We start from the raw sequence: 24,419 nt of genomic DNA, 5'->3' as shown, positions 1-24,419 counted from the left end.
CACGAGTGCGCGATGGGCAGGATTTCGCCCGCCATTCAAATGCCTTCTGGACATGCGGGAAGTTCCGCCCCCTTCTCGCCCGCATGAGACCCGACGACATCCTTCCCACATACGACCGAGTCGCGCGCGGATTCGCCCGGTCCCGCGACCGGACGCTTTTCGAACGCCGATGGCTGGACCGTGCGCTGAACCATGCGCCGGGGCGTCGGGTGCTCGACCTCGGCTGTGGTCCGGGCAAGCCCATCGCGGCCTATTTGCAGGAGCGCAATGGCGAGGTCACGGGGGTCGACGGGGCCGGGTCGATGCTGGTCCTGTTTCGCGACAACCTGCCCCGCGCCCGCGCCATTCACGCCGATATGCGCGGGCTGGATCTGGGCGAAACCTTCGACCTGATCCTCGCGTGGAATTCGATGTTCCACCTGTCGGCGGACGATCAGCGCGGCATGTTCGCCACGTTCGCGGCACATGCCCGCCCGCGCACCGCGCTTCTCTTCACCACCGGGCCGGCGGCGGGCGAAGCGATGGGCCGGGTCGAAGGCGAAAGCGTCTATCACGCCTCTCTCGACCCGGACGAGTATCGCAAGCTCCTGAACGAAAACGGCTTCGACGAGGTCGCCTTCGTGCCGGAAGACCCGACCTGCAACGGCCACTCGGTCTGGCTTGCGCAATATCGCGGGCTGAACGCCTGACCTACTGCCTCAGCCGGTCCTGCGCCGCCGTGTCTTCGAGCGCCCAGTCGAGGATCGCGTTGCGAATGCCCTCGGCGGCCTGACGACGCCATTCGGGGTCGACCATATTTTCGCGGTCCCGCTTCGACGACAGGAATCCCAGTTCGATCAGAACCGACGGGATGTCGGGCGCCTTGAGGACCGAGAACCCGGCCTCCAGCCGCGGCGTCTTGTAGGTCGAGCCGGTCGCCTCGCGTATCCCTTCGACGATCGCGTCCGCAAGCGCGTCGGACCGGGGCCGGGTTTCGACGCGCGCCATGTCCATCAGAACCAGCGCCACCTCGTCGCCCGTCTCGCTCAGGTCCACTCCGGCCAGCAGGTCGGCCCGGTCATGGCGTTCGGCGAGCTTCTGCGACGCGATATCGGTCGCCTCTTCGGCCAGCGTATAGACCGTCGCCCCGTTGGCCCGGCCTTCGGCCAGAGCGTCGGCATGGAGCGACAGGAAAATATCGGCCCCGGCGGCACGCGCCTTCGACACCCTCTCCTCGAGCGGGACGAACACGTCCTCGTCGCGCGTCAGAACGACCTCGACCCCGTCCTGCCTCAGCAGAACCTCCTTCAATTCACGCGCGAAGGTGAGCATGAGATCTGCCTCGCGAATGCCTTCGCGCTCGGCGCCCGGGTCGATCCCCCCATGGCCGGGGTCGAGCATGACCACCAGCGGCCCCTCGCCCCGGCGCACCGGCGGCGGCGCGTCGGCCATCGTGAACACCGCGCTCGGCGGTGCCCCGACCGTGCGCGCGAAAGTCGCCGCATCCGTCGGCACCGTGCGCACCGACACCTCGGACCGGGCCTCGCTCACCTTGCGCATTCCCGCGCTCTCGACAAGAAACGGGCCGTCGAGCGTCACGACGATCCGCGACCAGCCGGGCCGGAACAGCCCCGTCCGCACCTCGCCCACACCGTCCACGGTCGCGAGCGCCGCCTCGTCCACACCAGTCCAGTCCAGTTCCGAGAAATCCATCACCAGCCGCGCCGGATCGGCGAGCGAGAACACGCGCCACGGCACCGCCCGCGTCATGTCGATGCGCAAAGCGACCCCGCCCGAGTCCTGCGACAGAACGACCCCGTCGCCGGTCAGACGCGCCAATGCCGACATCTGCGCCTGTGCCATCCCGGCCCAGCACGTCATCACGATCAGAAAAATCGCCCGTATCATGCACCACCCGCTCGTTTTGCGCAGATCATAGCAAGGGCGCGCGCCTGCGCCCATCCCTTCTCTGTTTCAAGGAAACCTCGGGGTGCGGGGCTGGCCCCGCATCGCGGCGTCCCGGCGTCAGCCGGGGCGTTGCACATCCTGCGCGGGCGCAAGCCCGCACAATCCGAAAACGCTACCTTGCCGCCATGAACGCCTGAAGGCGTGAAAGCCCCTCGCGGATGTCGTCGGTGGAGCGGGCATAGGAAAACCTGAGCGTCTGCGCGCCACGGACCGGATCGAAATCCAGCCCCGGAGTGACCGCGACCCCGGCCTTGTCGAGGATTTCGCGGGCGAAGGCCCGACTGTCGTCCGTATGATCGGACACATCGGCATAGACGTAGAACGCCCCGTCCGGCGGCGCGATCCGGTCGAATCCGGCTTTCGGCAGACCGTCCAGCATCAGGGCGCGGTTCGCGCGATAGACCGCGCGGTTCGCCTCCAGTTCGTCCACCGCGTCCAGCGCCGCCAGCGCGGCCACCTGGCTCGCATGGGGCGGGCAGATGAACATGTTCTGCGCGATGCGTTCGACCGTGCGCACGTGATCCTCCGGCACCACCATCCAGCCGACGCGCCAACCGGTCATCGAGAAATACTTGGAAAACGAGTTGATGACGTGGACGTCATCGGACAGTTCCAGCGCACTCACCGCGCGATCCTCGTAATGCAGACCATGGTAAATCTCGTCCGAGATGAGCGACACGCCCCGTTTAGCGGTGGTGCCGATGAGCGCGCCCAATTCGTCGCGCCCCAGCATCGTGCCGGACGGGTTCGCGGGCGAGGCGACCATGAGACCGTCGATCCCCTCGGGCAGATCCTCGGGCACAGGCTGATAACGGTTCTCGGGCCGTGCCGGGAAGCCGACGGGCGCGAGGCCGAGGGCTTTCAGGATCTGGCGGTAGGACGGGTAGCCGGGGTCGGACAGGCCGATCCGGTCGCCGGTGTCGAACAGCGTCGTGAAGGACAGAAGGAACGCCGCGGACGAACCCGAGGTCACGACGACCCGGTTCGGATCGAGATCCACGTCATACCAGCGCCCGTAAAGCCCGGCGATTCCGCGACGCAACGCCGGAAGGCCAAGGGCGACGGTATAACCCAGCGCGTCGGTGGACAGTGCCGCCTCGACCGCGCGGCGGGCCGCCTCGGGTGCGGGGGTCGAGGGCTGGCCTACCTCCATGTGGATGATGTGACGCCCCGCCTCTTCCGCCATCCGGGCCGCTTCCATCACGTCCATGACGATGAAGGGGTCGACCTCGCTTCTCTTTGATTTGCGCATCCTGTCCTCGACGGTTAGTGCCAGTGACATCCCGCGTCGGCGGTAAAAGGTCAACCTTACGGACCCGGTGCGCTTGGGGATTGAACCCCGACCGCCACCCCCGTAGCGTCTGGCCAACCTGATTTTGGAGTGACCATGACCCGCATCGTTTCCGCCGCCGCCCTCGCTCTGGGCCTCGCCTCGACCCCGGCCCTGTCGTTCGACATCGGCGCAATGACCGAGGACGAGCGTGCGATGTTCCGTGACGAGGTGCGCGGGTATCTGCTCGAGAACCCCGAAGTCCTGATGGAAGCGATCGCGGTTCTCGAACAGCGGCAGGCGGAACAGGCCGAGGCCAACGACGTGGCCATGATCGCGGCGAATGAAGAGAGCATCTACAACGATGGTTACAGCCATGTTGCGGGCAACCCGGATGGCGATGTGACGCTTGTCGAATTCGTCGATTACCGCTGCGGCTATTGCCGCAAGGCCTTCCCCGAAATCAACGCGCTGCTCGAAAGCGACGGCAATATCCGCCTGATCTACAAGGAATTCCCGATCCTCGGGCAGGAAAGCGTCACCTCGGCCCGGTTCGCCATCGCCACCAAGCTCGCCCATGGCGACGAAGCTTACGGCGAGATGCACGACGCCCTGATGACCCTGCGTGCCAACGCGACCGAAGAAGTGCTTGCGCGGATGGCCGATGACATGGGCTACGACAGCCAGGAAATTCTGGCGAAGATGGAAGACCCCGAGGTGAACCGGCAGATCGAGGAAAACCACCTGCTCGCGCAACGTCTCGAAATCTCCGGCACGCCCACCTTCGTTCTGGGCGGCCAGATGATCCGGGGCTACGTGCCGCTCGAAGCGATGCAGGAAATGGTCGCGGCCGAACGCGAGGATAGCTGAGGCGGGCTGCGCTCAGGGGCGCCCGTCGGTGAATTCGACAAGATCCCAGAGCGTGCCGTACAGATCCTGAAACACGGCGACGGTGCCATAATCGGCCTCTTTCGGCGGGCGGACAAACGTCACACCTTTGGCCGTCAGCGCGTTGTAATCGCGCCAGAAATCATCGGTGCGCAGGAACAGGAACACGCGACCTCCGGCCTGATCGCCGATGAACGCCGCCTGCCGGTCGTTCGACGCGCGCGCCAGCAGAATCGACGTGCCGTCTGGGCCGGGGCGCACCGCGACCCACCGCTTGTCCTGTTCCGGTTGATAACTGTCCTCGACCAGTTCGAAACCGAGCGTGCCGACGTAGAATTCGATGGCCTCGTCATAGTCCCGCACGACGAGCGAGACATGGGCGAGGCTGCGGGTCACTGCGCCGCTTCTTCCGCGGCGGCGTTCTCGGCCTCGATCTCTTCGGCTTTCTTTTCGACCAGTTCGACGATGTGGTCGATCATGCCCTCGTTCCCGATCTTGTGGTCCTGCTTGCCGGCCATATAGACCATGCCATGCCCGGCCCCGCCGCCGGTGAAGCCCACATCGGTCATCAGCGCCTCGCCCGGCCCGTTCACCACGCAGCCGATGATCGACAGGCTCATGGGCGTCTTGACGTGCTCCAGCCGTTTTTCCAGCGCCTCGACGGTCTTGATGACGTCGAAACCCTGACGCGCGCAGGAGGGGCACGAGATGATGTTGACGCCGCGATGGCGCAGGCCGAGGGACTTCAGAATTTCATACCCGACCTTCACCTCTTCCACCGGATCGGCGGAAAGCGAAACGCGGATCGTATCCCCGATCCCGGCCCAAAGGAGATTGCCCAGACCGATGGACGACTTGATCGTGCCGGAGGTCAGCCCGCCCGCCTCGGTGATCCCAAGGTGCAGCGGCGCATCGGTGACGTCGGCCAGCGCGTGATAGGCCGCAGCCGACAGGAATACGTCCGAGGCTTTGACGCTGATCTTGAAGTCGAAGAAATCGTTGTCTTCGAGGATGCGGATATGCTCCAGCCCGCTTTCCACCATCGCCTCGGGGCATGGCTCGCCGTATTTTTCCAGCAAGTGACGCTCCAGCGACCCGGCATTCACGCCGATGCGCATGGAACAGCCGTGGTCGCGGGCCGCCGCGATCACGTCGCGCACGCGGTCCTCGGACCCGATGTTGCCGGGGTTGATGCGCAGGCAGGCCGCGCCCGCCTCGGCGGCTTCGATGCCGCGCTTGTAGTGGAAATGGATGTCGGCCACGATCGGGACCGGGCTTTCCGCCACGATCTCTTTCAGCGCCTTGGACGACGCCTGATCGGGGACCGAGACGCGCACGATGTCGGCGCCCGCCTCGGCAGCGGCCTGCACCTGCGCGATGGTCGCGGCCACATCGGTCGTGACCGTGTTGGTCATGGTCTGGACCGAGATCGGCGCATCGCCCCCGACGGGGACGTTGCCGACCATGATCTGACGGGATTTGCGGCGCTCGATCGAACGCCAGGGGCGGATCGGATTGTGCGACATGCGGCCTCGCAAACGTTGGAACGCCCGACCGATACCGCGTGTGCGGCAGCGCGGCAAGGCACTAGACTGTGAGAGGAGCTTACTGGCTGGCGTCCGCGACGGCGATGAAATTCGCCAGATCCTGATCGGCCTGCACATCGGCGACCGCGAAGCTTTCGTGGATCGCCGTCGGCGCGAGAGCCACGTTCGACACGACGCTCGCCCCCTCGCCCGCAGGGCCATAGGCCTCACCGTTCACGGCGAAGTAGACCGAGCCCGCGTTGCCGGTGCGCAGGACCGGCGGTTGTTCCGACTTCGGCAACACATACCGTTCGCCCGCGTCGAGGATCTTTTCGAAGAGCGTGGTGCCGTCAGCCGATTGCACGCGCACCCAGCTTGGGCGCACCGCGAAAATGGCGACTTCCGGCGCGTCGGGGCCGAATACCGTCACGGCGCCGGAGGATGCCGCGCCCGCATCCGCAACCGCTTCGTTCACGGCATCGTCGATCGCCTGTCCGGGGCGCGGCGCGGTGCGCGCGATCCGGTCGTCGCCGCTGCGGTCGGGCATCGTGCCCACCTCGCGCGGATCGAGGGTCGAGATCGGGCCGTCCCGCGCGATCAGCACGGGAACGTCAAGCGCCTCGGGCCGATACATGCGATCCATCGCCTCGACCGACGGGGGCGAGTTCAGCCCGGCCACGTCGCGCGGCGCATCGCCATCGGTCGGGCCGATGGGCGCATCGAGTTCCGGCAGATCTTCGAGCACGCCGACGCTTTGTTCGACGGGCGCGAAATCCACCTTCTGAATTTCCTGAAGCAGCGACCAGCCGCCGAAACCGAGGATGCCGACGATGCCGACCAGCACCGCGACCGATCCCACGGCGCCCGGCTCGATCCCCTCGAAGATCGACGAGGGGCGCGGCACATAGCTTGCATTCGGATTGGCCAGCGGATCGGGTGCAGTCTCGCGCACCTTTTCGGGCTTGGCGACGACCGAGGCCGAGGGCGACAGCCCGTGCGCGGGTTCGAACCCGCTTTCGGCGCAGAACGCCTTGAACGCCCAGTCCGGGTCCATGCCCAGATACCGGGCGTAGGATCGCACGTATCCGGCGATGAAGCTGGGGGTTTCGAAGGTGGTGATGTCGCAATTCTCGATCGCCGCGATGTAGGTCGCCTTGATCTTAAGCTCACGCTGAACGTCAAGCAGGGATTTGCTCAGGGTGGCGCGTTCCCCGCGCATGATGTCACCCAAGCGCAACTCGAAAGAGTCGAAACCGGTCGGTTGCTCTTCTTTCGTGACCTGAGGCGTGATCCAACGCCTGATCATGCAGCCTGCCCCTATTACTCGTGGCCGTACCTTCGGCGGTTTCGTTAGTCCCGTAACGATTCCGAACCGCTATGGGTTCCTTAACCGATATTTAGCAGCCTGCAACGATTCTTGCACGAGATTAAGTGGTTAAGCGGAAAGCTCGGCGCGATTCAGCGCACAGTGCGACCAGAGTTCGTCCATCGCCTTGACCAGCGCGTCCATCTCTTTCGGGCCGTGAACGGGCGACGGCGTGAAGCGCAGACGCTCGGTCCCGCGCGGCACGGTCGGGAAGTTGATCGGCTGCACGTAGATGCCATAGCCGTCGAGCAGCATGTCCGACAGTTGCTTTGTATGAACCGGGTCGCCGACGATGACGGGCACGATGTGCGAGCCGTGGTCGATGATCGGCAGACCCAGCCCCTTGAGCCGGGTCTTGAGGATCTTGGCCTGCGTCTGGTGCTGGTCGCGCAGGGTCTGATCGGTCTTGAGGTGACGAACCGAAGCCGCCGCACCCGCGGCGAGCGCCGGGGCCAGCGACGTGGTGAAGATGAAGCCCGGCGCGTAAGACCTTATGGCATCGACCATTTTCGCCGATGCTGCGATATAGCCGCCCATCACGCCATAAGCCTTGGCCAGCGTGGCGTTGATGATGTCGATCCGGCCCATCAGACCGTCACGCTCGGCCACACCTGCGCCGCGCGGGCCATACATGCCGACCGCATGCACTTCGTCGATATAGGTCAGCGCGTTGAATTCGTCGGCGAGATCGCAGATCGCCTCGATCGGGCCGAAGTCACCGTCCATCGAATAGACCGACTCGAACGCGATCAGCTTGGGGGCCGCCGGATCGTCGGCGGCGAGGAGTTCGCGCAGATGCTCGACATCGTTATGGCGGAAGATGCGCTTGGCCCCGCCGTTGCGCCGCACGCCTTCGATCATCGAAGCGTGGTTCAGCGCGTCGGAATAGATGATGAGACCGGGGAACAGCTTGGGCAGCGTCGACAGGGTCGCGTCGTTGGCGATGTAGGCCGAGGTGAACAGAAGCGCCGCTTCCTTGCGGTGCAGATCGGCCAGTTCGGCTTCCAGACGCTTGTGATAGACGGTCGTGCCGGAGATGTTGCGCGTGCCGCCTGACCCCGCGCCGGTGGCGTCGATGGCCTCGTGCATCGCCTCGAGCACCTCCGGGTGCTGGCCCATGCCGAGATAGTCGTTCCCGCACCAGATCGTGACGGGGCGTTCCGTGCCGTCTTCCTTGCGCCATGTCGCGTGCGGGAAATTCCCCATCTCACGCTCGATGTCGATGAAGACGCGGTAGCGCCCTTCGTCATGCAGCCGTGTCAGTGCCGCATCCAGTTTGGTCTCGTAATTCACGCGCATCCCTCCCGGGCGTCCCGATTCTCCTGTTCACGTTCTGCACAATACCTATGCACATCCAGTAAACATATGCAAAAAACCTGATACACTCTGTCGCAGCCCGCGCGTTGACGTGGATCAAACCTGAGCGGGTTTTTCACATTTATTGGTCTGCGATGGCAACCACGCAGTCCGACTCCTTGCAGCTTTCGATCGCGGTGCGCGCGCTCGCCGTCGGCCCCTTGGCAATGCCCCAGGCATGGGTCGTGGGCGAATAGGCCAGAAATTTCGGCATCCCGCCGTCATCCCACCCATCCACGACGCGCTTGGTCGCGGCCTGACTGAGCGTCAGATCACGGGCCTTGTACCCGCGCGGCAGAAGCAGCGCAGCCACCGCGCATTGCCCGCCGTTCGCCTGCTGACAGGCCGCGACGGCGGCAGCGCCCGCCGCATCCGGCGTGTTCAGTTGCGCGATGATCGTCGGCGGCACCTGTCCGTCGCCGGACACCGGAAACGCCACCGCGCCATAATAGCCGTAGCCCGCCTCGAGGAACTTGGCCATCTGGCTCGGCGCCTTCATCTGGTCGAGCGTCAGGTTGACCGCCTGTTTCATGCCCGCGCCGAACTGGCTCAGATCCGCGATGTGCATGATCATCTTCGACGGCGAGAACAGCTGTTTCTTCGCGGCATCGCCCGTCATCGGCTCGGCCTGGGCCGTGCCGGCGGCCATGAGGGCTACAGCGATGCCTGCAATCGCTTGGCGCATTTGTGGAATCCTTTTCAGACTACTCGTTCGGCGGGACCATAGTCCCTGACCCCGGGGCTGACCAGTGTGGCTGGACGTCGCTCACGACAATGCTACGGTCCACGCCGATGACAGAAGGAGTTCCCATGTCCCTCGATACCGTCCTGCACAAGATCGACGGCGAGATCGACCTCGCACTCGACCGCCTGATCTCGCTGCTCAAGATCCCGTCGATCTCGACCGACCCCGCCTACAAGGGGGATTGTCGCACCGCCGCCGAAACCATCGTGAACGATCTGGCCACCATCGGCTTCGACGCGCAGGTGCGCGACACACCCGGTCATCCGATGGTGGTGGCCCACGGCGGCCCCGATCCGGTCGACGGCCTGCCGCACCTGTTGTTCTACGGTCATTACGACGTGCAGCCGGTCGACCCGCTGGAGCTTTGGAACACCCCGCCGTTCGACCCCGTCATCGAAGACACGCCGAAGGGCAAGGTCATCCGCGCGCGCGGCTCGTCCGACGACAAGGGCCAGCTCATGACCTTCATCGAAGCCATGCGCGCGTGGGAGGCGGTGAACGGCGCCCTGCCCTGCCGCATCACCATCTTCCTCGAAGGCGAAGAGGAATCGGGCTCCCCGTCCCTCGTTCCGTTCCTGAAAGAGCACGCCGGGGAACTGACCGCCGATATCGCGATGATCTGCGACACCGGGCTTTACGACGGGCGCGTCCCCGCCATCGTCACGCAGCTTCGCGGGCTGCTGGCCGAGGAAATCACGCTGAAGGCCGCCAACCGCGACCTGCACTCCGGGTTCTACGGCGGCCTTGCCCAGAACCCCATTCACCTCCTGACCCGGATCATCGCCGATCTGCGCGACGACACCGGCACCGTCACCCTGCCCGGCTTCTACGACGACGTGCCGGAGCTTTCGGACGCATTGCGCGCCCAGTGGCAGGGTCTGAACTTCGACCACGCCCGGATGCTCGAAGACGTGGGCCTTTCGGTGCCTGCGGGCGAACAGGACCGCACACCGCTTGAAAAGGTCTGGTCGCGCCCGACCTGCGAAGTGAACGGGATCTGGGGCGGCTACACCGGCGACGGGTTCAAGACCGTGCTTCCCGCCGAAGCCCACGCCAAGATCAGCTTCCGCCTCGTCGGGCAACAAGACCCCGACAAGATCCACGCGGCCTTCGTCGATTTCGTGAACGCCCGCCTGCCCGATGACGTCGAATGCGTGTTTTCCAACGGCCACGGCGCGCCCGCCTCGGTCATGTCCACCGACAATCCGGCGTTCGAGATCGCGCGCGGGGCGCTGTCGGACGAATGGGGTGTCGAAGCGGCCTTCGTGGGCGCGGGCGGCTCCATCCCCGTCGCGGGGCATTTCAAGGAGGTGCTCGGCATGGACGCCATGCTGATCGGCTTCGCGAAAGAGGATGACGCGATCCACTCCCCGAACGAGAAATACGACGTCCAGAGCTTCCACAAGGGCATCCGCAGCTGGGCGCGCATCCTCGCGGCACTGGCGGAGCGGTCGTGACACCGCAGGGCTTTTCGACCCGGACTTTCGACCACGACGGGATCGAGATCGCCTACGACATCGGGGGGAGCGGCCCGCCGCTCCTCCTCCTGCACGGCTTTCCGCAGACGCGTGCGCTGTGGTGGCGCGTGGCACCGGCGCTGGCCGCGACCCACACAGTGATCACGGCCGACCTGCGCGGGTACGGCGCCTCGTCCAAGCCCGACGATCCCGCGCTTTATTCCTTCCGCCACATGGGCGGCGACATGCTGGCGCTGATGTCCGACCTCGGTTTTGAGCGTTTCGCGGTCGCAGGCCACGACCGGGGCGCGCGTACGGCCTATCGGATGACGCTGGACGCGCCCAACCGGATCGCGCGCCTCGCCCTCATCGACGTCGTGCCGACCGCGCTGATCCTCAACGGTCTCACGCACCCGGTCGCGCGCGCCTATTACCACTGGTTCTTCCTGTCGCAGCCCGTCCCCTTCCCCGAGACGATGATCGGCCACGATCCCGACGCCTATTTCGAAAGCTGCCTGCTGGGCTGGGGCGCGGCGAACCTCAGCGATTTCGCGCCGGATCAACTGGCCGCTTACCGGAAAAGCTGGCGCGACCCCGCCTGCATCCGCGCGATGTGTCACGATTACCGCGCGGCCATCGACATCGACCTCGCCCTGGACGAGGCCGACCTTGGCCGGACGGTCCGCGCCCCGACTCTCATCGGCTGGGGCATGGACGGCGCAATGGGCCGCGCTTACGACGTGCCAGACACTTGGGCCGATCGGATCGAAACGATCACCCCGGCCCCCTTGCCGGGCGGGCATTTCATGATCGACAGCCACCCGGGTGCGGTGACGACCGCACTCGCCGATTTCTTCGCCTGACCCTGCCCCTTCTCTATTTCAGGAAACCTTGGGGGGGTTGGGGGGCTAGCCCCCCAACGGGTCGCGCCAGCTTGCTGGCGCGAAACCTCACACGATCCCGAAGAACCGCTCGGGCAGCTCATGCATATGGGGGTAAAGCCCGCGCGGGAACTGCCACATGCCGTGGCCGCGCTCCTCCCACCCGTCATGCATCTTGCGCCGGTACGGCGACATGTCGAAACCGCGCACGATGGGGCGCGTGTTGAACTGGGCGAAGACCTCGTCGTCCGACCCGCGTTCATCCGCAAACCAATGCCCGCCGATGCCGGTCTCGCCCTTGGTCACCCCCGCCGCCGCCACCGTCGCGTTGCGTCGGTCCATCACACCCGAATACTGGGCCGAGTCGCAGAATTTCATGTGAAAGAGATACAGCGCCTCGGGCGTGAAAAGCTGATCGTATTCCGCGAAATGCCCGCCGCGCGACAGCTTGCCGGGAAACCCCACGACGCAGGGTTTGGAGTAATGGAAATTCACCCGCACGAACCGGCGCGGGCCGAGGATCGGGCCGGTCACCGGGTCGCGCTCCTGCTTGGTGCGATGCGTCACCTCCAGCCCGAGAGGTGTCAGGATCTTGCGCCCCGGCGCCTTCTTCAGAAAGCCGAGCAGGTCCAGCCCGGCTTTCGGATCGACCACGACGAATTCGTCGATGTCCCCCACCACGACGTATTTGAAATACGACCTGAGCCCCGTCGACAACCCGTTGAACAACCGCCAGCGGCGCTGGTCGAATTTCTCGGACGTGTCGGGAATGGCAATGAGGTTGCAGCCTGCCGCGATCTCGCGCACCGAGGCTTGGTTGCCGTGGTTGACGACATAACAGTTCTCGCGCCCGAACAGCCCGCCGTAATACCGCACCCAGCGTTCAAGGAAGAAATCGTCGTCGCGCACCATGGTCAGCGCGGCGGCTGTCGTCTGCATCGTCTGTCCCCGATCCGGCCTCTCTGGACCCGTTTCGCGAAGGTTACACGGGCGCCGACGACCCGCCTAGCCCCTTTGGGCTTTCCAAGCCGCAGGCCACACGGCACTGTCGGCGCAAAAGGGTAAGGCATGACGCTGGCAGAGACGGGCATCGGGATCTATCGCAGGCACGGGGCCACCCCGGACCACCTTCAGGTGTTCGGCGAGCGCTCGTCGGGCACGAATTTCGTGAACCGCCTGCTCGCCAAGAACACCACGCTGACCCCGACCGACGCCTATGGCTGGAAACACGGCTTCGCCCAGATGACCGGCATCGGGCAGCGCGCCCTGATCGTGGGCGTCCTGCGCGAACCGCTGGGCTGGGTCCGGTCGATGTATGCGAAGCCTTGGCACTGCCCGCCCGACATGCAGGCCCTGACCTTCTCGGACTTCCTGCGCGTCGAATGGGGCACGATCGTCGACCGCAAGCGGTATTTCCCGCGCTCGGGCGAACTTGGCACGGTGGGAACGCCCCTCCAGCAAGACCGCCATCCCGTCACCGGCCAGCCCTTCGCCAATATCGCCGATCTGCGGGCGATGAAGGCCGCGTATCTGCTGGGGCTGCGCAACCGGGGCTGCAACCTCGTCCTGTGTCGGCTTGGCGATGTTCAGGCCGATCCCGAAGGCTTCGTCGTGAAGGTGAGCGAGGCGTTCGATCTGCCGCCGGTCGAGGCATACCGACCCGTCACCAAGCGGCTCGGGTCCAAGTTCCTCGCCAACGTCGAAGACCGCCCAAGCCCGCCCGAGACCGTCAGCGATGCCGACAGGTCGTATCTCGCATCGTCGCTCAACCCCAAGGTCGAGGCCGCCTGGGGCTTTCCCCTGCCCGCCTAGGCCGTCACGCGGCGCTGCACCAGACGCGCGAGTTTCACGATCAGCACGAGCCACGGCGCCCCGTGCATGACCAGATCGAGGATGTCGATCGGCTCGGAAAGCGTGCCTGCGACCAGCATTTGCAGCTTTTCCCACACATGCGGCGGCGTGAACGGGGCCAACCCGATGGTCGCGCAGAAAATCAGGATCGTGGTCAGGGGTATGGAATCGAGCAGGCGCATCTTCGGTCCTCGTTTGCCCTGAACCTAAGATGGCCGCGCAAAGGTTCAACGCGCCAAACTGGCGCACCGCCCAAAGCCCGGACGCGAAAAAGGCCCCCGGTCGGAGGCCTTTTCACCCGAAATTCGGGATCGCAGCAGTGGCGCGGTTGACGGGGCTCGAACCCGCGACCCCCGGCGTGACAGGCCGGTACTCTAACCAACTGAGCTACAACCGCCCGCTGCGTGAGGGGCCTTCTACGGCCCTGCGCCGGGGGCGTCAAGCGGTTTGGACCGGGTTTTGTGACGATTTTTTCGCGCGGGTTTCAGGGCGCGATCCGGCACCCTGCGCGCCGGGGGTGCGAGAGCGGTTCGGGGCCATGAAAACGCGGAATTTGGTGGGTGGTGAGGGGCTCGAACCCCCGACATCCTCGGTGTAAACGAGACGCTCTACCAACTGAGCTAACCACCCGTGAGGCGGGGATTTAACGGGCCGATGGGCGGGTGGCAAGAGGGTCGGTGCACTTCAAGGCCCGTCCTGCGGCGAACCGGGCATTGCGTCGGCCAAGGCACACGTAACCCGCCGGGACCGGCCGAACTGCGAGATGTGAGGGAATGGTGGGTGATGAGGGATTTGAACCCCCGACATCTTCGATGTGAACGAAGCGCTCTACCACTGAGCTAATCACCCGCCGTGGCGCGGCTTTTAGCGTCACTCCGCAGCGGCTGCAAGGGGATCGTCGCCTTCGGGCGTGTCCTTTTTCCGCTTCACCTTGGTGATGATGACTTCGCCATCCGTGACGTCCTTGCGACGCTGCACTTTCACGGTGCCAAGCGGTTGAAGTTGCATGGTTTCCGCTTCTTCCAGCATCTCGCCCAACTCGACGAGCAGCGCGTCGACCACGGGGCGGACATAGCGCGGCTTGACCCCGGATCGTGCGATCACCCGGTCGATCAGGTCTTTCTTGACGATCTTGCCGTCGTTTTCGCCCTCGGCGGTCGGGACCGCACGGGTCACCCCCTGCACGGCGGTCGTCGGCGCATCCGCCACGGGCGCGTCGGCCTCGGGTTTGGCGGTGGTCGCCTTGCGGGTGCCGGTGGATGATTTGGTCGCAGATTTCTTGGTGCTCGTGGCCATAATGGATTTGCCTGTATGATGCCCGGCTTCTCTGGCCGGTTCTGATGAAAGCGATGCCCCGGCGCATCCGGGCACACATCACCCTCAAGCGTATAACGAAATGGTTAACAAATAAAGGGGCATGACCGGAGCGCCCCGCAAAATCTAGGGCCGGACGCTAGATACAGCGCCCGGCCCCAAATGTCTCTGACGGTCGGAAATCAGTGCGCGATCTGCGCCGGCTCTCCGCTCGTCTTGGCGGCTGCGGCGGCCGCAGCTTCCTCGGCCGCCTCGTCCCATTCGATCGGTTCCGGTTCGGACACGAGCGCCTGTTTCAGCACGTCGCGCACATGGGTGACCGGAATGATCTCGAGCCCTTCCTTCACGTTGTCCGGAATGTCGGCCAGATCCTTGACGTTCTCTTCCGGGATGAAGACCGTCTTGATCCCGCCGCGCAGGGCCGCGAGCAGCTTTTCCTTCAACCCGCCGATGGGCATGGCATTGCCGCGCAGCGACACCTCGCCCGTCATGGCGATGTCCTTGCGCACTGGAATCTGCGTCAGCACCGACACGATGGAGGTCACCATGGCGAGGCCCGCGGACGGACCGTCCTTGGGCGTCGCCCCGTCCGGCACGTGGACGTGGATGTCCCAACGGTCGAACTTCGGCGGCTTCACCCCGATCTCGGGCGCGATGGACCGGACATAGGAGCTTGCGGCGTCGATCGATTCCTTCATCACGTCGCCCAGCTTCCCGGTTGTCTTCATCCGGCCCTTGCCCGGCAAGCGCAGGGCTTCGATCTGGAGCAGATCGCCACCCACGCTCGTCCAGGCCAGCCCGGTCACGACACCGATCTGGTCTTCCTTCTCGGCCAGACCGTAGCGGTGTTTGCGCACGCCCAGATAGTCTTCAAGCGACTCCGGCGTGATCTTCACCTGCTCCTCGTCTTTGCGCACGATCTTGGTCACGGCCTTGCGTGCCAGTTTCGCGATGTCGCGTTCGAGGTTCCGCACCCCCGCCTCGCGGGTGTAATAGCGGATGATGTCGGTCAGGGCGCTGTCGGTCACCTCGAACTCGCCCTTGCGAAGCCCGTGGTTCTTGACCTGCTTGTCGACGAGGTGCTGCTTGGCGATCTCGCGCTTTTCGTCCTCGGTGTAGCCCGCCAGCGGAATGATCTCCATCCGGTCCAGAAGCGGGCCGGGCATGTTGTAGGAGTTCGCCGTGGTCAGGAACATCACGTTCGACAGGTCGTATTCCACTTCGAGATAGTGGTCCACGAAGGTCGCGTTCTGCTCCGGGTCGAGCACTTCGAGCATCGCCGAGGCCGGGTCGCCGCGGAAATCCTGCCCCATCTTGTCGATTTCATCGAGCAGGATGAGCGGGTTCGTGGTCTTGGCCTTTTTCAGCGCCTGAATGATCTTGCCGGGCATCGAGCCGATATAGGTCCGGCGGTGACCGCGAATTTCGCTTTCGTCCCGCACGCCGCCCAGCGAGATGCGAATGAACTCGCGCCCCGTGGCCTTGGCGACCGATTTGCCGAGCGAGGTCTTACCGACACCCGGAGGACCGACGAGGCACATGATCGGCCCCTTCAGCTTTTTCGAGCGTTGCTGCACGGCGAGGTATTCGACGATCCGTTCCTTGACCTTCTCAAGCCCGTAATGGTCGTCGTCCAGAACCTTCTGCGCGTTGTCGAGGTTCTTCTTCACGCGGCTCTTCACGCCCCACGGGATCGACAGCATCCAGTCGAGGTAGTTGCGCACGACCGTCGCCTCGGCGCTCATCGGGCTCATGTTCTTGAGCTTCTTGAGCTCCGCATCGGCCTTTTCGCGGGCCTCTTTCGACAGCTTGGTCGCGTTGATGCGGTTTTCCAGTTCCTGAAGCTCGTCCTGGCCTTCGCCGTCCTCGCCCAGTTCCTTCTGGATCGCCTTCATCTGTTCGTTGAGGTAATACTCCCGCTGCGTGCGCTCCATCTGGCTCTTCACGCGCGTCTTGATCTTCTTTTCGACCTGAAGAACGGACATTTCGCCCTGCATCAGGCCATAGACCTTCTCAAGCCGCTCGTCGATCGGGAGGGTTTCCAGAAGATCCTGTTTCTGGTCGACTTCCACGCCCAGATGGCCGGCCACGAGGTCGGCGAGCTTCGCCGGTTCGCGGGTCTCGGACACGGCCGAAAGCGCCTCTTCCGGGATGTTCTTCTTCACCTTGGCATAGCGCTCGAATTCCTCACGGACCGACCGCACGAGCGCCTCGGCGGCGGCTTCGTCACCGATGGTTTCGATAAGGATTTCGGCCTCGGCCTCGAAGAAGTCGGGGTTCGACAGGAATTCGTTGATCTGCACCCGCGCCTGGCCTTCGACCAGCACCTTCACGGTGCCGTCGGGCAGTTTGAGCAGTTGCAGGACGTTGGCCAGAACGCCGGTGCGGTAGATGCCGTCTTCGTCCGGGTCGTCGACCGACGGGTCGATCTGGCTCGACAGCAGGATCTGCTTGTCGTCCGCCATCACCTCTTCCAGCGCCTTCACGCTCTTCTCGCGACCGACGAAGAGCGGCACGATCATATGCGGAAAAACCACGATGTCGCGCAGCGGCAGGACAGGATGGATTTGTGTTGATTGCTCGGTCATGACTGTTCCTTATCTGGCAAGGTGCCCCGGTCCCAATCGTCGGCAACGCGCAGCACCCCCTGTTCGCCTGAATGATCTGGGGGTCTCGCGCCCCGGTTTCAAGCAGACCTGTTTGCCCCGTTCCAGACATAGTGCCCGCGCCCCGAACCGACGACAAGACCTAGAGTGCTTCAAACTGGCCACAATTCGGGGGACTGTCCCGGATCGCGCAACGGATGGGCAAAACAGTGAGGGCAACCCTACCGTATTGTCAGCCACAGACGCACAAAATCCCCCCGAATTTCACAAATCCGACCCAATTCGCCCAACTCCCGCCCGCATTCAAAAGGATAACGAAGGGTAACCAAGGACGGACAAGACCATGTTCACACGGATACTACGACGCCTGCACAGGGACCGCCGCCGGATCGCGGTCAGCTTCGCGCTGCTCTTCGGCGCGGGCGTGGTCGAGACATGGAACAAGTCGGACCTGTTCCCGCCGGGCGTGATGGAGGTCGGCGCGGGTCTCGGCCTCCTCGTCTTTTTCGGCGCCTTCATGATCGCAGGCGGGCTTGCCCTGCCCTCGCTGCGTCACGCCTATGTGCCCATCGGCCTCACGCTCTTCGGTGCCGCCGTGCTGGGCCGCATCTTTCCCGGCTCGTCCTTTTCGCTTTTGACCATCACCGAGGGCGGCACGCGCTCGATGGCGGGCCTCATAACCACCGGCCTTTTCGTGCACTTCCTGTTCTACGGGCGCTGGTCCGACAAGCTTCTGGTCATGCGCCGCTCGCGCAACACGACACGGCTGGTCACCTTCAAGCTGGAATCCGACCAGCTGTGGCACGGCTTCGTGCCCACGCCGGGCCGTCGCGAAATGCTGCACGACCCCGACATCCTGTCGGTGGACTGGGTCGACCGGGACCGCTCCCGCATCCGGGTGATCCGCTGGGCGCCGCCGTCGAAGAAGATCGAGGAATACCTTCAGGTCGAGGATTACCTGCCCGGCGCCTATATCGTCTATCGCTGGGTCCGGCAGGACGAGGAAAAGAAGGACAAGCTTCAGCGCGGTTTGAAAGCGGTCAAGATGATCGACATGGTAGACCGCCGTGTTCTTTACATCACCGAGTTCAACCACAACCGACCGCTGCGCCGCGTCCTGTTCGACTGGGTCGACGACAGCCTTGGCCGGAAAGAGGACGAACGCCTCCTGAAGCTCGAGGCCGCCATTTCGAACTCCCGCGCCAAGGAAGACGCGCGGCGCGAGCAGCTGGCTGTCGGTGGCGTGCTGCGCCCGAAGGCGAAAACGCCGCTACGGACGATGCGCCCGGAACCGCTCCTGTCCGCCGCCGAGTAACCCGGCCTTTACCACGACACACGAAACAGGCCGGGCGGTCACATTCCTGCCCAGCTTCACGCGCATCTCCATGGTCCGGCCAAGGAGATTTGCCATGCGCAACCTGTATCGCCACATCTTTCGCGACCGTCGGCGGCTGTCGTTCACGGCCCTGATGCTCGCCCTGTCGCTGACCCTCGGATGGAACACGGCATCCACCGACCTGCCCATCGCCCGCGATGTGGGCACCGTTCTGTTCCTGCTCGTCGTGGCGGGCGGTGTCGCGATCGCGGTCCCGCGCCTTCGCTTCGCGGTCGAAGTGGCGGCGGTCTCCAACTTCGTGTTCGTGGGTCTCGGGCACCTTCTGCCCAAATCGAACTTCAACCTCGCCAACCCGCATCTGAACGCAGCCTCGGCGGTGCTTCTGTATCTCTTCGTGATCGTCGTGATGCATACGGCGCTGAACGGGCGTTGGTCCGACCGCTTCACCCCGATCCGCCGCCGCACCGTCGCCCGCGCGTCCTCGACCCTCAGCGCGAAAGACCTGTGGTATGGTCTGGTGCCGACGCCGGGCCATCTGGACGAGATACCCGATGCCGATGTCGTGTCGATCGACTATGCCGACCCGTCGCGCCGGGTGATCCGCCTTTTGAACTGGCGCCCGCCCGGTCGGTCGTCCGAGCTTCTCCTGCATGTCGACGAAATTGACGCGCCGCATTTCGTCCGGCTGCGCATCGAACGGGTCGACCCAGAACGTGGCAACTCCTTCGAGGGCACGACATCGTTCCGCATCACCGACCAGGGTGCGCGGCGGCGCGTCGAAATCTGTCACGTCGCCGATGCCCTGCCGATCCGTCGCCACGCCCGGGGCTGGCTTGACGACACCCTCGGTCGCTGGCTCGACCTGCGGCTGTCACGGGTCGAAGAGACGACACGGGCGCTGTGCCACAGCGCAGGCGGCGTGCGCATCAAATGCCCCGAAAAGATCTCGTCCGCCGACTATTTCAACAGCGTCTATGCGCAGGCGAAACCGCACACAGGCCCGGACCGCAGGCGCGCCCCCTTGCCGCAATGGATCTCATCGCTGCCCCGGACGGAACGCTAGAGCGGGTCGATATCGCCCTCGGCCCGCAGGGCGTGGAACTGCGCCTCGAACGCCGTGAACCGCCCCTCGGCGATCGCCGCGCGCATGCCCGCCATAAGCTCCTGATAATAATGCAGGTTGTGCCAAGTCAGCAGCATGCCCGAAATCATCTCGCCCGCCCGGAACACATGGTGCAGATAGGCGCGCGAATAGCCGGTGCAGGCCGGGCAGGTGCAAGCCTCGTCCAAGGGGCGCGGATCGTCGGCATGGCGCGCGTTCTTTATGTTGATCTGGCCGCGCCGCGTCCATGCCTGCCCGGTGCGCCCCGAGCGCGAGGGCAGCACGCAGTCCATCATGTCCACGCCACGCTTCACCGCCCCCACGATGTCGTCGGGCTTGCCCACGCCCATCAGGTAACGCGGCTTGTCTTCGGGCAGCATGTCGGGCGCATAGTCGAGCACGCCGAACATCGCCTCCTGCCCCTCGCCCACGGCCAGACCGCCAATGGCGTAGCCGTCGAACCCGATGGCGGTCAGCGCCTCGGCACTCTCGCCCCGCAAATCCTGCGTCACGCCGCCCTGCTGGATGCCGAAAAGCGCATGGCCCGGCCGATCCCCGAACGCATCGCGCGACCGCTGCGCCCACCGCATCGACAGACGCATACTTTGCGCCACGGTCGTCTCATCCGCGGGCAACGCGGGGCATTCGTCGAAGCACATCACGATGTCGGACCCAAGCTGGCGCTGGATCTCCATACTCGTCTCGGGGCTGAGGACATGTTTCGACCCGTCCACATGGCTGCGAAACGTCACGCCCTCCTCGGTCAGCTTGCGCAACTCGGCAAGGCTCATCACCTGAAACCCGCCGCTGTCCGTAAGAATGGGTTTGTCCCAGTTCATGAACCTGTGCAGCCCGCCCAGACGCTCCATCCGCTCGGCGCCGGGCCGGAGCATCAGGTGATAGGTGTTGCCCAGAAGAATATCCGCCCCGGTCGCCGCCACGCTCTCGGGCAGCATCGCCTTGACGGTCGCTGCCGTGCCCACGGGCATGAAGGCCGGCGTGCGGATCTCGCCACGCGGGGTCGAGATGACGCCAGTGCGGGCCTTGCCGTCGGTGGCGTTCAGGGAATAGGAAAAGCGTTCTGTCATGGCGGCGCTCATAGCCCTGCCATGACACCAGAGCAAGCGGCGCACCCTGTCTTTGTGACATGCGGAGATGTTAGGGCTGGGGTCCGCGCACCGAGAGAATCACAAGAGGCGAGGCACGTTTTGACCGGCACACCAATGCATTTCGGGTGGGAGGAATGGCTCTCTCTCCCCGACCTCGGCGTCCCTGCCGTCAAGGCCAAGATCGACACCGGCGCGCGCACCTCCGCGCTCCATGCCGACGATATCGAAACCTTCGGGCCTTCGAACCACCCCAAGGTGCGCTTCACGGTGCGGCCCGTGCCGGGGCGCGACGACATCGTGATCCCCTGCTCGGCCACCGTCGTCGACCGGCGCGAGGTCACGTCGTCCAACGGCGAGAGCGAGAACCGGGTGGTGATCCAGACGACCCTGTCGGTCGGCGGCCAGAGCTGGCCCATCGAAGTGACCCTGACCAACCGCGAGACCATGGCCTCGCGGATGTTGCTCGGACGACAGGCGCTGCTCGACCACATCACGATCTCGGCCCATGACCGTCTGCTTCAGCCGGAACTGGGCTATGACGTCTACCACACGTCCGAGGTCGCCAAGGCCCAGCCCCGCCGGGCGCTGCGCGTCTGCGTGCTGTCGCGTGAGAACAACTATTCGACGAACCGGCTGGTGGAAGAGGGCGAAAGCCGCGGCCACACGGTCGAGGTGATCGACACCACGCGCTGCTACATGGCGATCAACGCGCTCGCCCCCGAAGTGCATTACGACGGCAAGCGCCTGCCGGTCTACGACGCGGTCATTCCACGTATCGGCGCCTCGATCACCACCTACGGCACCGCCGTGGTGCGCCAGTTCGAAACCATCGGCACCTTCTGCCTCAACTCCTCCGCCGGGATCGCCGGGTCGCGCGACAAGCTTTTCGCTCATCAGCAGATGGCCAAGGCGGGGATCGGCATGCCCGACACCGCCTTCGCCGCCTCCCCCAAGGACAACGCCAACCTCGTGGGGCTCGTGGGCGGCGCACCGATGATCGTCAAACTGCTCGAGTCCACCCAGGGGCGCGGCGTGGTGCTGGCCGAAACCCGCAAGGCCGCCGAATCCGTGATCGACGCCTTCCGGGGCCTCAAGGCCAATTTCCTCGTCCAGCATTTCGTCAAGGAAGCGGCGGGCGAGGATATCCGCTGCTTCGTCATCGGCGCGAAAGTCGTCGCCTCGATGAAGCGCACCGGGGCCGACGGCGATTTCCGCTCGAACCTGCATCGGGGCGGCAAGGCGGAAAAGGTCCGCATCTCGGCCGAAGAGCGCCGCACGGCCCTGCGCGCGGCCCGGGCTTTCGGCCTTTCCGTGGCGGGCGTCGACCTGCTCCGGTCCTCCACCGGCCCGAAGGTGCTCGAGGTCAATTCCTCTCCCGGTTTCGAGGGCATAGAAACCGCCACTGGCAAGAACATCGCGGGGCTTCTGTTCGACGAGGTCGAACGCCGCGCCCGCCCGGTCCCGAAACGGCGGCGCAAAAGCGGGGCGGCCTGACCCCTTCTCTGGTCCTAAAATACCTCAGGGGGTGAGCCGCGTTCGCCTGCGAACGTGGCGAGGGGGACTGGTCCCCCTCCCGCCGCGCGTGTCCGCCACAGGCGGAAACGCGCAAAACCTGCGCGGGCTTCAGCCCGCTCCTTTTGCGAAATCGTCAGTGCGTTTCGAGCACCAGCGCCGCGACGCCGTCCGGGTCGGCCAAACGGCGGACGGGAAAGCCGTTCGCATAGCGCCGCGCGGCCACCTCCGCGCGTTCGACGACCGCACCGTGGCCGGGCAGCACACGGCCCGCTCGCCAGTCCTGGGTGTCCTGAACCCCGTCGCGCAGCGCGATCATGGCGCCCAGAAACGCTTCGCCGTCCGGCACCGACAGCCGCGCCACGACCGGCCCCCGATCCCAGCGCGTGCCCAGAAACGCCTGAAGGCTCAGGGGGGTGTCGCGCCAGACATGACCATCCGGGCGCCAGGGCACGACCCCCGGCGGCACCGGGCGCCATGCGCCGATCTGCACCGCGCGCACCTCGATGTCCCGGCGGAACAGATGTTGCATGTCGCCGATCACCCCGGCGGCCCCGCTGAGATACCACGCGAAGGTCAGGCATCCGCCGCCCTCGAAGCGGCGCGGATCGGCCAGCAACCCGAAATTCCGCGCGGGCAGCGCGGGATGCGTCACGAAGTCCTCCAGCGCCCGCCGAAGCTGTTTGCAGCTTGCCCGGTCCACCTCGACCGCCGTGACAACGCCCTTGCCCTGCCGAAAGGCGAGGTCGTGACGCGGGCTGAACCCGGCTTCGGTGTAGAGATGCCCGTCCTGAAAGGTGGACAGAAGCGGCACGATCCCCCAGCCCGACAGCATCATCCGTGTCGCCTGCAACCGCGTCTCTCCGGTCATCGATGTCACGCCCTGATGCGCGCCGCATTGCCATGCGACGATCGTATGCCCGATCTTGGTCTTGGCCTCGGCCAGCGCCGCCGGGTCGCTCAACCCCGCCCTGAGCGTCGCGCGCATCGTTTCCGGTGTGCGCAGGTCGAGCGGCACGGCCGGCGGCAGGTAGGACAGGATCACGTAATCCCGGTCACGCGGCAGGGCGAGGTCGGTCAGGTACCTAGGCCACGCCGCCTCCTCATAGGGTGCCAGAACATCGTCTCCGGCGGCGCGTGAAACGTCCGGCACCTCGCCGCAGGACACCAGCGCGACCAGCGCCAGCGCGGCAAGGCGCCAAAGCCTCACCCGGCGAGGCCCATGGCGTCGAGCTTGGCCGCGCAGATGAAGTCGTTTTCCGAAAGCCCGCCGACGGAATGCGTCGTGAAGCTCACTTCCGCATAACCCCAGCCCAGCTTGATGTCGGGATGATGCCCCTGATCCTCGGCCAGATAACCGACCCCGTTCACCAACATCAGCGCCTTGGCGAAATTCTTGGTCTCGTATTTGCGGGTCAGCACCGTCTCGTCCACTTGCCATGCAGGGTCGATCTGGGCCTTCAAGGCCTCCAATTCATCGCCTGTCAGCGCAGGCGTGCCTTTCGGCAGGTCGGTGCAGGATTTTTCGGTCAATGCTGTCATCGTGTCCTCCAATCTGTCAGGTCGTGCCCAACGCGTGAGGCCGCATTCGAGTTCAGACCTGATCCGCACCGCCCACAGCGTTCAGATTCCGGCGCGAATCCGCATCCGTCAATGCGACACGCCATCCCCACCGGATCGCAATAGCGTGAAATCGGCCCTCTCATCGCCCTTGCAGGGCCGTGCGCCCCCTAGACCTCACCTGCCGAAAATCCTATATGTTCAGTCAGGAATTCGAAGGACGAACGATGAACACCGAAAGCCCCGAACAAATGGAAGGCGCGCCCCTCATCAAGCCGTCGAGCACGGAACACCCGCTCTACGATCAAGTGGTCGAGGCGTGCCGGACCGTCTACGACCCGGAAATCCCGGTCAACATCTACGACCTCGGGCTTGTCTACACCATCGACATCAATCCCGAGAACGACGTCTACATCATGATGACGCTGACCGCGCCCGGCTGCCCGGTGGCAGGCGAGATGCCCGGCTGGCTGATGGACGCGATCGGGCCCGTGGACGGCGTGAAATCCGTCGACGTGGACCTGACGTGGGATCCGCCCTGGGGCATGGACATGATGTCGGACGAAGCCCGACTCGAACTCGGATTCATGTGA

23 protein-coding genes, 3 tRNA genes and 1 pseudogene are annotated in these 24,419 nt (G+C 65.0%); 9 read left to right on the top strand and 18 right to left on the bottom strand.

The genetic code is table 11. The features are described from left to right. The first annotated feature begins 83 nt into the window (after positions 1-83). On the top strand, positions 84-689 hold the full coding sequence (locus tag FCT00_RS11850; RefSeq protein WP_171042967.1) for a class I SAM-dependent methyltransferase: 606 nt from the start codon (positions 84-86) through the stop codon (positions 687-689). A 1-nt stretch (position 690) separates the two neighbouring features. Here FCT00_RS11850 and FCT00_RS11845 read toward each other — a convergent pair whose 3' ends face one another. Together FCT00_RS11845 and FCT00_RS11840 are read right to left on the bottom strand one after the other, a co-directional pair. Continuing rightward, the gene (locus tag FCT00_RS11845; RefSeq protein ID WP_235889009.1) at positions 691-1,887 is read right to left on the bottom strand and encodes an N-acetylmuramoyl-L-alanine amidase; all 1,197 of its coding nucleotides are present in this window, start codon (positions 1,885-1,887) and stop codon (positions 691-693) included. A 172-nt stretch (positions 1,888-2,059) separates the two neighbouring features. Beyond that, on the bottom strand, positions 2,060-3,199 hold the full coding sequence (locus FCT00_RS11840; protein WP_138423312.1) for a pyridoxal phosphate-dependent aminotransferase: 1,140 nt from the start codon (positions 3,197-3,199) through the stop codon (positions 2,060-2,062). Positions 3,200-3,334: 135 nt separating this feature from the next. Between FCT00_RS11840 and FCT00_RS11835 the strand changes: the two genes are divergently transcribed. Next, positions 3,335-4,087: a DsbA family protein gene (locus tag FCT00_RS11835; RefSeq protein WP_040885426.1), complete on the top strand. Its 753-nt coding sequence runs from the start codon at positions 3,335-3,337 to the stop codon at positions 4,085-4,087. A gap of 12 nt (positions 4,088-4,099) precedes the next feature. On the opposite strand, the gene FCT00_RS11830 is transcribed toward FCT00_RS11835, so the two are convergent. The 6 genes and pseudogenes from FCT00_RS11830 to FCT00_RS11810 all read right to left on the bottom strand — a co-directional run bounded on the left by FCT00_RS11830 (position 4,100) and on the right by FCT00_RS11810 (position 9,038). Continuing rightward, positions 4,100-4,501 (bottom strand): VOC family protein, encoded by a 402-nt coding sequence (locus FCT00_RS11830; RefSeq protein ID WP_138423164.1) that lies wholly within the window; start codon positions 4,499-4,501, stop codon positions 4,100-4,102. Then, positions 4,498-5,631 (bottom strand): flavodoxin-dependent (E)-4-hydroxy-3-methylbut-2-enyl-diphosphate synthase, encoded by a 1,134-nt coding sequence (gene ispG / locus FCT00_RS11825; protein WP_138423163.1) that lies wholly within the window; start codon positions 5,629-5,631, stop codon positions 4,498-4,500. The genes FCT00_RS11830 and ispG overlap by 4 nt, the downstream gene beginning before the upstream one ends. Positions 5,632-5,710: 79 nt before the next feature. Further along, positions 5,711-6,685 (bottom strand): DUF4115 domain-containing protein, encoded by a 975-nt coding sequence (locus FCT00_RS11820; RefSeq protein WP_407943658.1) that lies wholly within the window; start codon positions 6,683-6,685, stop codon positions 5,711-5,713. After that, positions 6,686-6,850: pseudogene (locus FCT00_RS21825) on the bottom strand (helix-turn-helix domain-containing protein); the annotation flags it as partial. A gap of 216 nt (positions 6,851-7,066) precedes the next feature. Continuing rightward, positions 7,067-8,290 (bottom strand): 5-aminolevulinate synthase, encoded by a 1,224-nt coding sequence (gene hemA / locus FCT00_RS11815; RefSeq protein WP_138423162.1) that lies wholly within the window; start codon positions 8,288-8,290, stop codon positions 7,067-7,069. A 145-nt stretch (positions 8,291-8,435) separates the two neighbouring features. Then, on the bottom strand, positions 8,436-9,038 hold the full coding sequence (locus tag FCT00_RS11810; RefSeq protein WP_040884355.1) for a hypothetical protein: 603 nt from the start codon (positions 9,036-9,038) through the stop codon (positions 8,436-8,438). Between the two features lie 125 nt (positions 9,039-9,163). Between FCT00_RS11810 and FCT00_RS11805 the strand changes: the two genes are divergently transcribed. Next, positions 9,164-10,555 carry a M20/M25/M40 family metallo-hydrolase gene (locus FCT00_RS11805; RefSeq protein WP_138423161.1) on the top strand — a complete coding sequence of 464 codons (1,392 nt, stop codon included), beginning with the start codon at positions 9,164-9,166 and terminating at the stop codon, positions 10,553-10,555. Then, positions 10,552-11,418: an alpha/beta fold hydrolase gene (locus tag FCT00_RS11800; RefSeq protein ID WP_138423160.1), complete on the top strand. Its 867-nt coding sequence runs from the start codon at positions 10,552-10,554 to the stop codon at positions 11,416-11,418. The genes FCT00_RS11805 and FCT00_RS11800 overlap by 4 nt, the downstream gene beginning before the upstream one ends. An 87-nt stretch (positions 11,419-11,505) precedes the next feature. On the opposite strand, the gene FCT00_RS11795 is transcribed toward FCT00_RS11800, so the two are convergent. Beyond that, positions 11,506-12,375 (bottom strand): glycosyltransferase family 2 protein, encoded by an 870-nt coding sequence (locus FCT00_RS11795; protein ID WP_138423159.1) that lies wholly within the window; start codon positions 12,373-12,375, stop codon positions 11,506-11,508. Between the two features lie 129 nt (positions 12,376-12,504). Here FCT00_RS11795 and FCT00_RS11790 point away from each other — a divergent pair, with 129 nt between their 5' ends. Next, complete coding sequence (locus tag FCT00_RS11790) at positions 12,505-13,248, top strand: hypothetical protein (RefSeq protein WP_138423158.1); 744 nt, start codon at positions 12,505-12,507, stop codon at positions 13,246-13,248. Here the strand turns inward: FCT00_RS11790 and FCT00_RS11785 are convergent. The 6 genes from FCT00_RS11785 to lon all read right to left on the bottom strand — a co-directional run bounded on the left by FCT00_RS11785 (position 13,245) and on the right by lon (position 17,189). After that, the gene (locus tag FCT00_RS11785; RefSeq protein ID WP_008328706.1) at positions 13,245-13,469 is read right to left on the bottom strand and encodes a hypothetical protein; all 225 of its coding nucleotides are present in this window, start codon (positions 13,467-13,469) and stop codon (positions 13,245-13,247) included. The two genes, FCT00_RS11790 and FCT00_RS11785, sit on opposite strands and share 4 nt — an antisense overlap. A 138-nt stretch (positions 13,470-13,607) precedes the next feature. Next, positions 13,608-13,684: transfer RNA gene (locus FCT00_RS11780), tRNA-Asp, on the bottom strand. 157 nt (positions 13,685-13,841) lie between these two features. Continuing rightward, positions 13,842-13,917: transfer RNA gene (locus FCT00_RS11775), tRNA-Val, on the bottom strand. A gap of 144 nt (positions 13,918-14,061) precedes the next feature. Then, positions 14,062-14,136, bottom strand: a tRNA-Val gene (locus tag FCT00_RS11770). Between the two features lie 21 nt (positions 14,137-14,157). Next, a complete protein-coding gene (locus FCT00_RS11765) occupies positions 14,158-14,583 on the bottom strand; it encodes an HU family DNA-binding protein (RefSeq protein WP_138423157.1) in 426 nt (141 codons plus the stop codon). 200 nt (positions 14,584-14,783) lie between these two features. Next, complete coding sequence (gene lon / locus FCT00_RS11760) at positions 14,784-17,189, bottom strand: endopeptidase La (protein ID WP_138423156.1); 2,406 nt, start codon at positions 17,187-17,189, stop codon at positions 14,784-14,786. A 361-nt stretch (positions 17,190-17,550) separates the two neighbouring features. On the opposite strand from lon, the gene FCT00_RS11755 reads away from it, so the two are divergent. Both FCT00_RS11755 and FCT00_RS11750 read left to right on the top strand, forming a co-directional pair. Continuing rightward, positions 17,551-18,522 carry a hypothetical protein gene (locus FCT00_RS11755; RefSeq protein ID WP_008328688.1) on the top strand — a complete coding sequence of 324 codons (972 nt, stop codon included), beginning with the start codon at positions 17,551-17,553 and terminating at the stop codon, positions 18,520-18,522. Positions 18,523-18,616: 94 nt separating this feature from the next. Next, positions 18,617-19,606: a hypothetical protein gene (locus FCT00_RS11750; RefSeq protein WP_138423155.1), complete on the top strand. Its 990-nt coding sequence runs from the start codon at positions 18,617-18,619 to the stop codon at positions 19,604-19,606. Here FCT00_RS11750 and tgt read toward each other — a convergent pair. After that, positions 19,603-20,733: a tRNA guanosine(34) transglycosylase Tgt gene (gene tgt, locus FCT00_RS11745; protein WP_138423154.1), complete on the bottom strand. Its 1,131-nt coding sequence runs from the start codon at positions 20,731-20,733 to the stop codon at positions 19,603-19,605. The two genes, FCT00_RS11750 and tgt, sit on opposite strands and share 4 nt — an antisense overlap. A gap of 135 nt (positions 20,734-20,868) precedes the next feature. Between tgt and rimK the strand changes: the two genes are divergently transcribed. Next, positions 20,869-22,248 carry a 30S ribosomal protein S6--L-glutamate ligase gene (rimK, locus tag FCT00_RS11740; RefSeq protein WP_008328685.1) on the top strand — a complete coding sequence of 460 codons (1,380 nt, stop codon included), beginning with the start codon at positions 20,869-20,871 and terminating at the stop codon, positions 22,246-22,248. 154 nt (positions 22,249-22,402) lie between these two features. On the opposite strand, the gene FCT00_RS11735 is transcribed toward rimK, so the two are convergent. Beyond that, positions 22,403-23,476, bottom strand: a complete 1,074-nt coding sequence (locus FCT00_RS11735; protein WP_138423153.1) for a hypothetical protein — start codon at positions 23,474-23,476, stop codon at positions 22,403-22,405. Continuing rightward, on the bottom strand, positions 23,473-23,808 hold the full coding sequence (locus tag FCT00_RS11730) for a 4a-hydroxytetrahydrobiopterin dehydratase (protein ID WP_138423152.1): 336 nt from the start codon (positions 23,806-23,808) through the stop codon (positions 23,473-23,475). The genes FCT00_RS11735 and FCT00_RS11730 overlap by 4 nt, the downstream gene beginning before the upstream one ends. 245 nt (positions 23,809-24,053) lie before the next feature. Here FCT00_RS11730 and FCT00_RS11725 point away from each other — a divergent pair, with 245 nt between their 5' ends. After that, positions 24,054-24,419, top strand: coding sequence for an SUF system Fe-S cluster assembly protein (locus FCT00_RS11725; RefSeq protein WP_040884351.1), 366 nt, complete (start codon positions 24,054-24,056; stop codon positions 24,417-24,419).

The sequence above is a fragment of the Maritimibacter alexandrii genome (assembly GCF_005871115.1).
Taxonomy (GTDB): Bacteria; Pseudomonadota; Alphaproteobacteria; order Rhodobacterales; family Rhodobacteraceae; genus Maritimibacter; species Maritimibacter alkaliphilus.
This window is presented reverse-complemented; position numbering and strand designations above follow the sequence as displayed.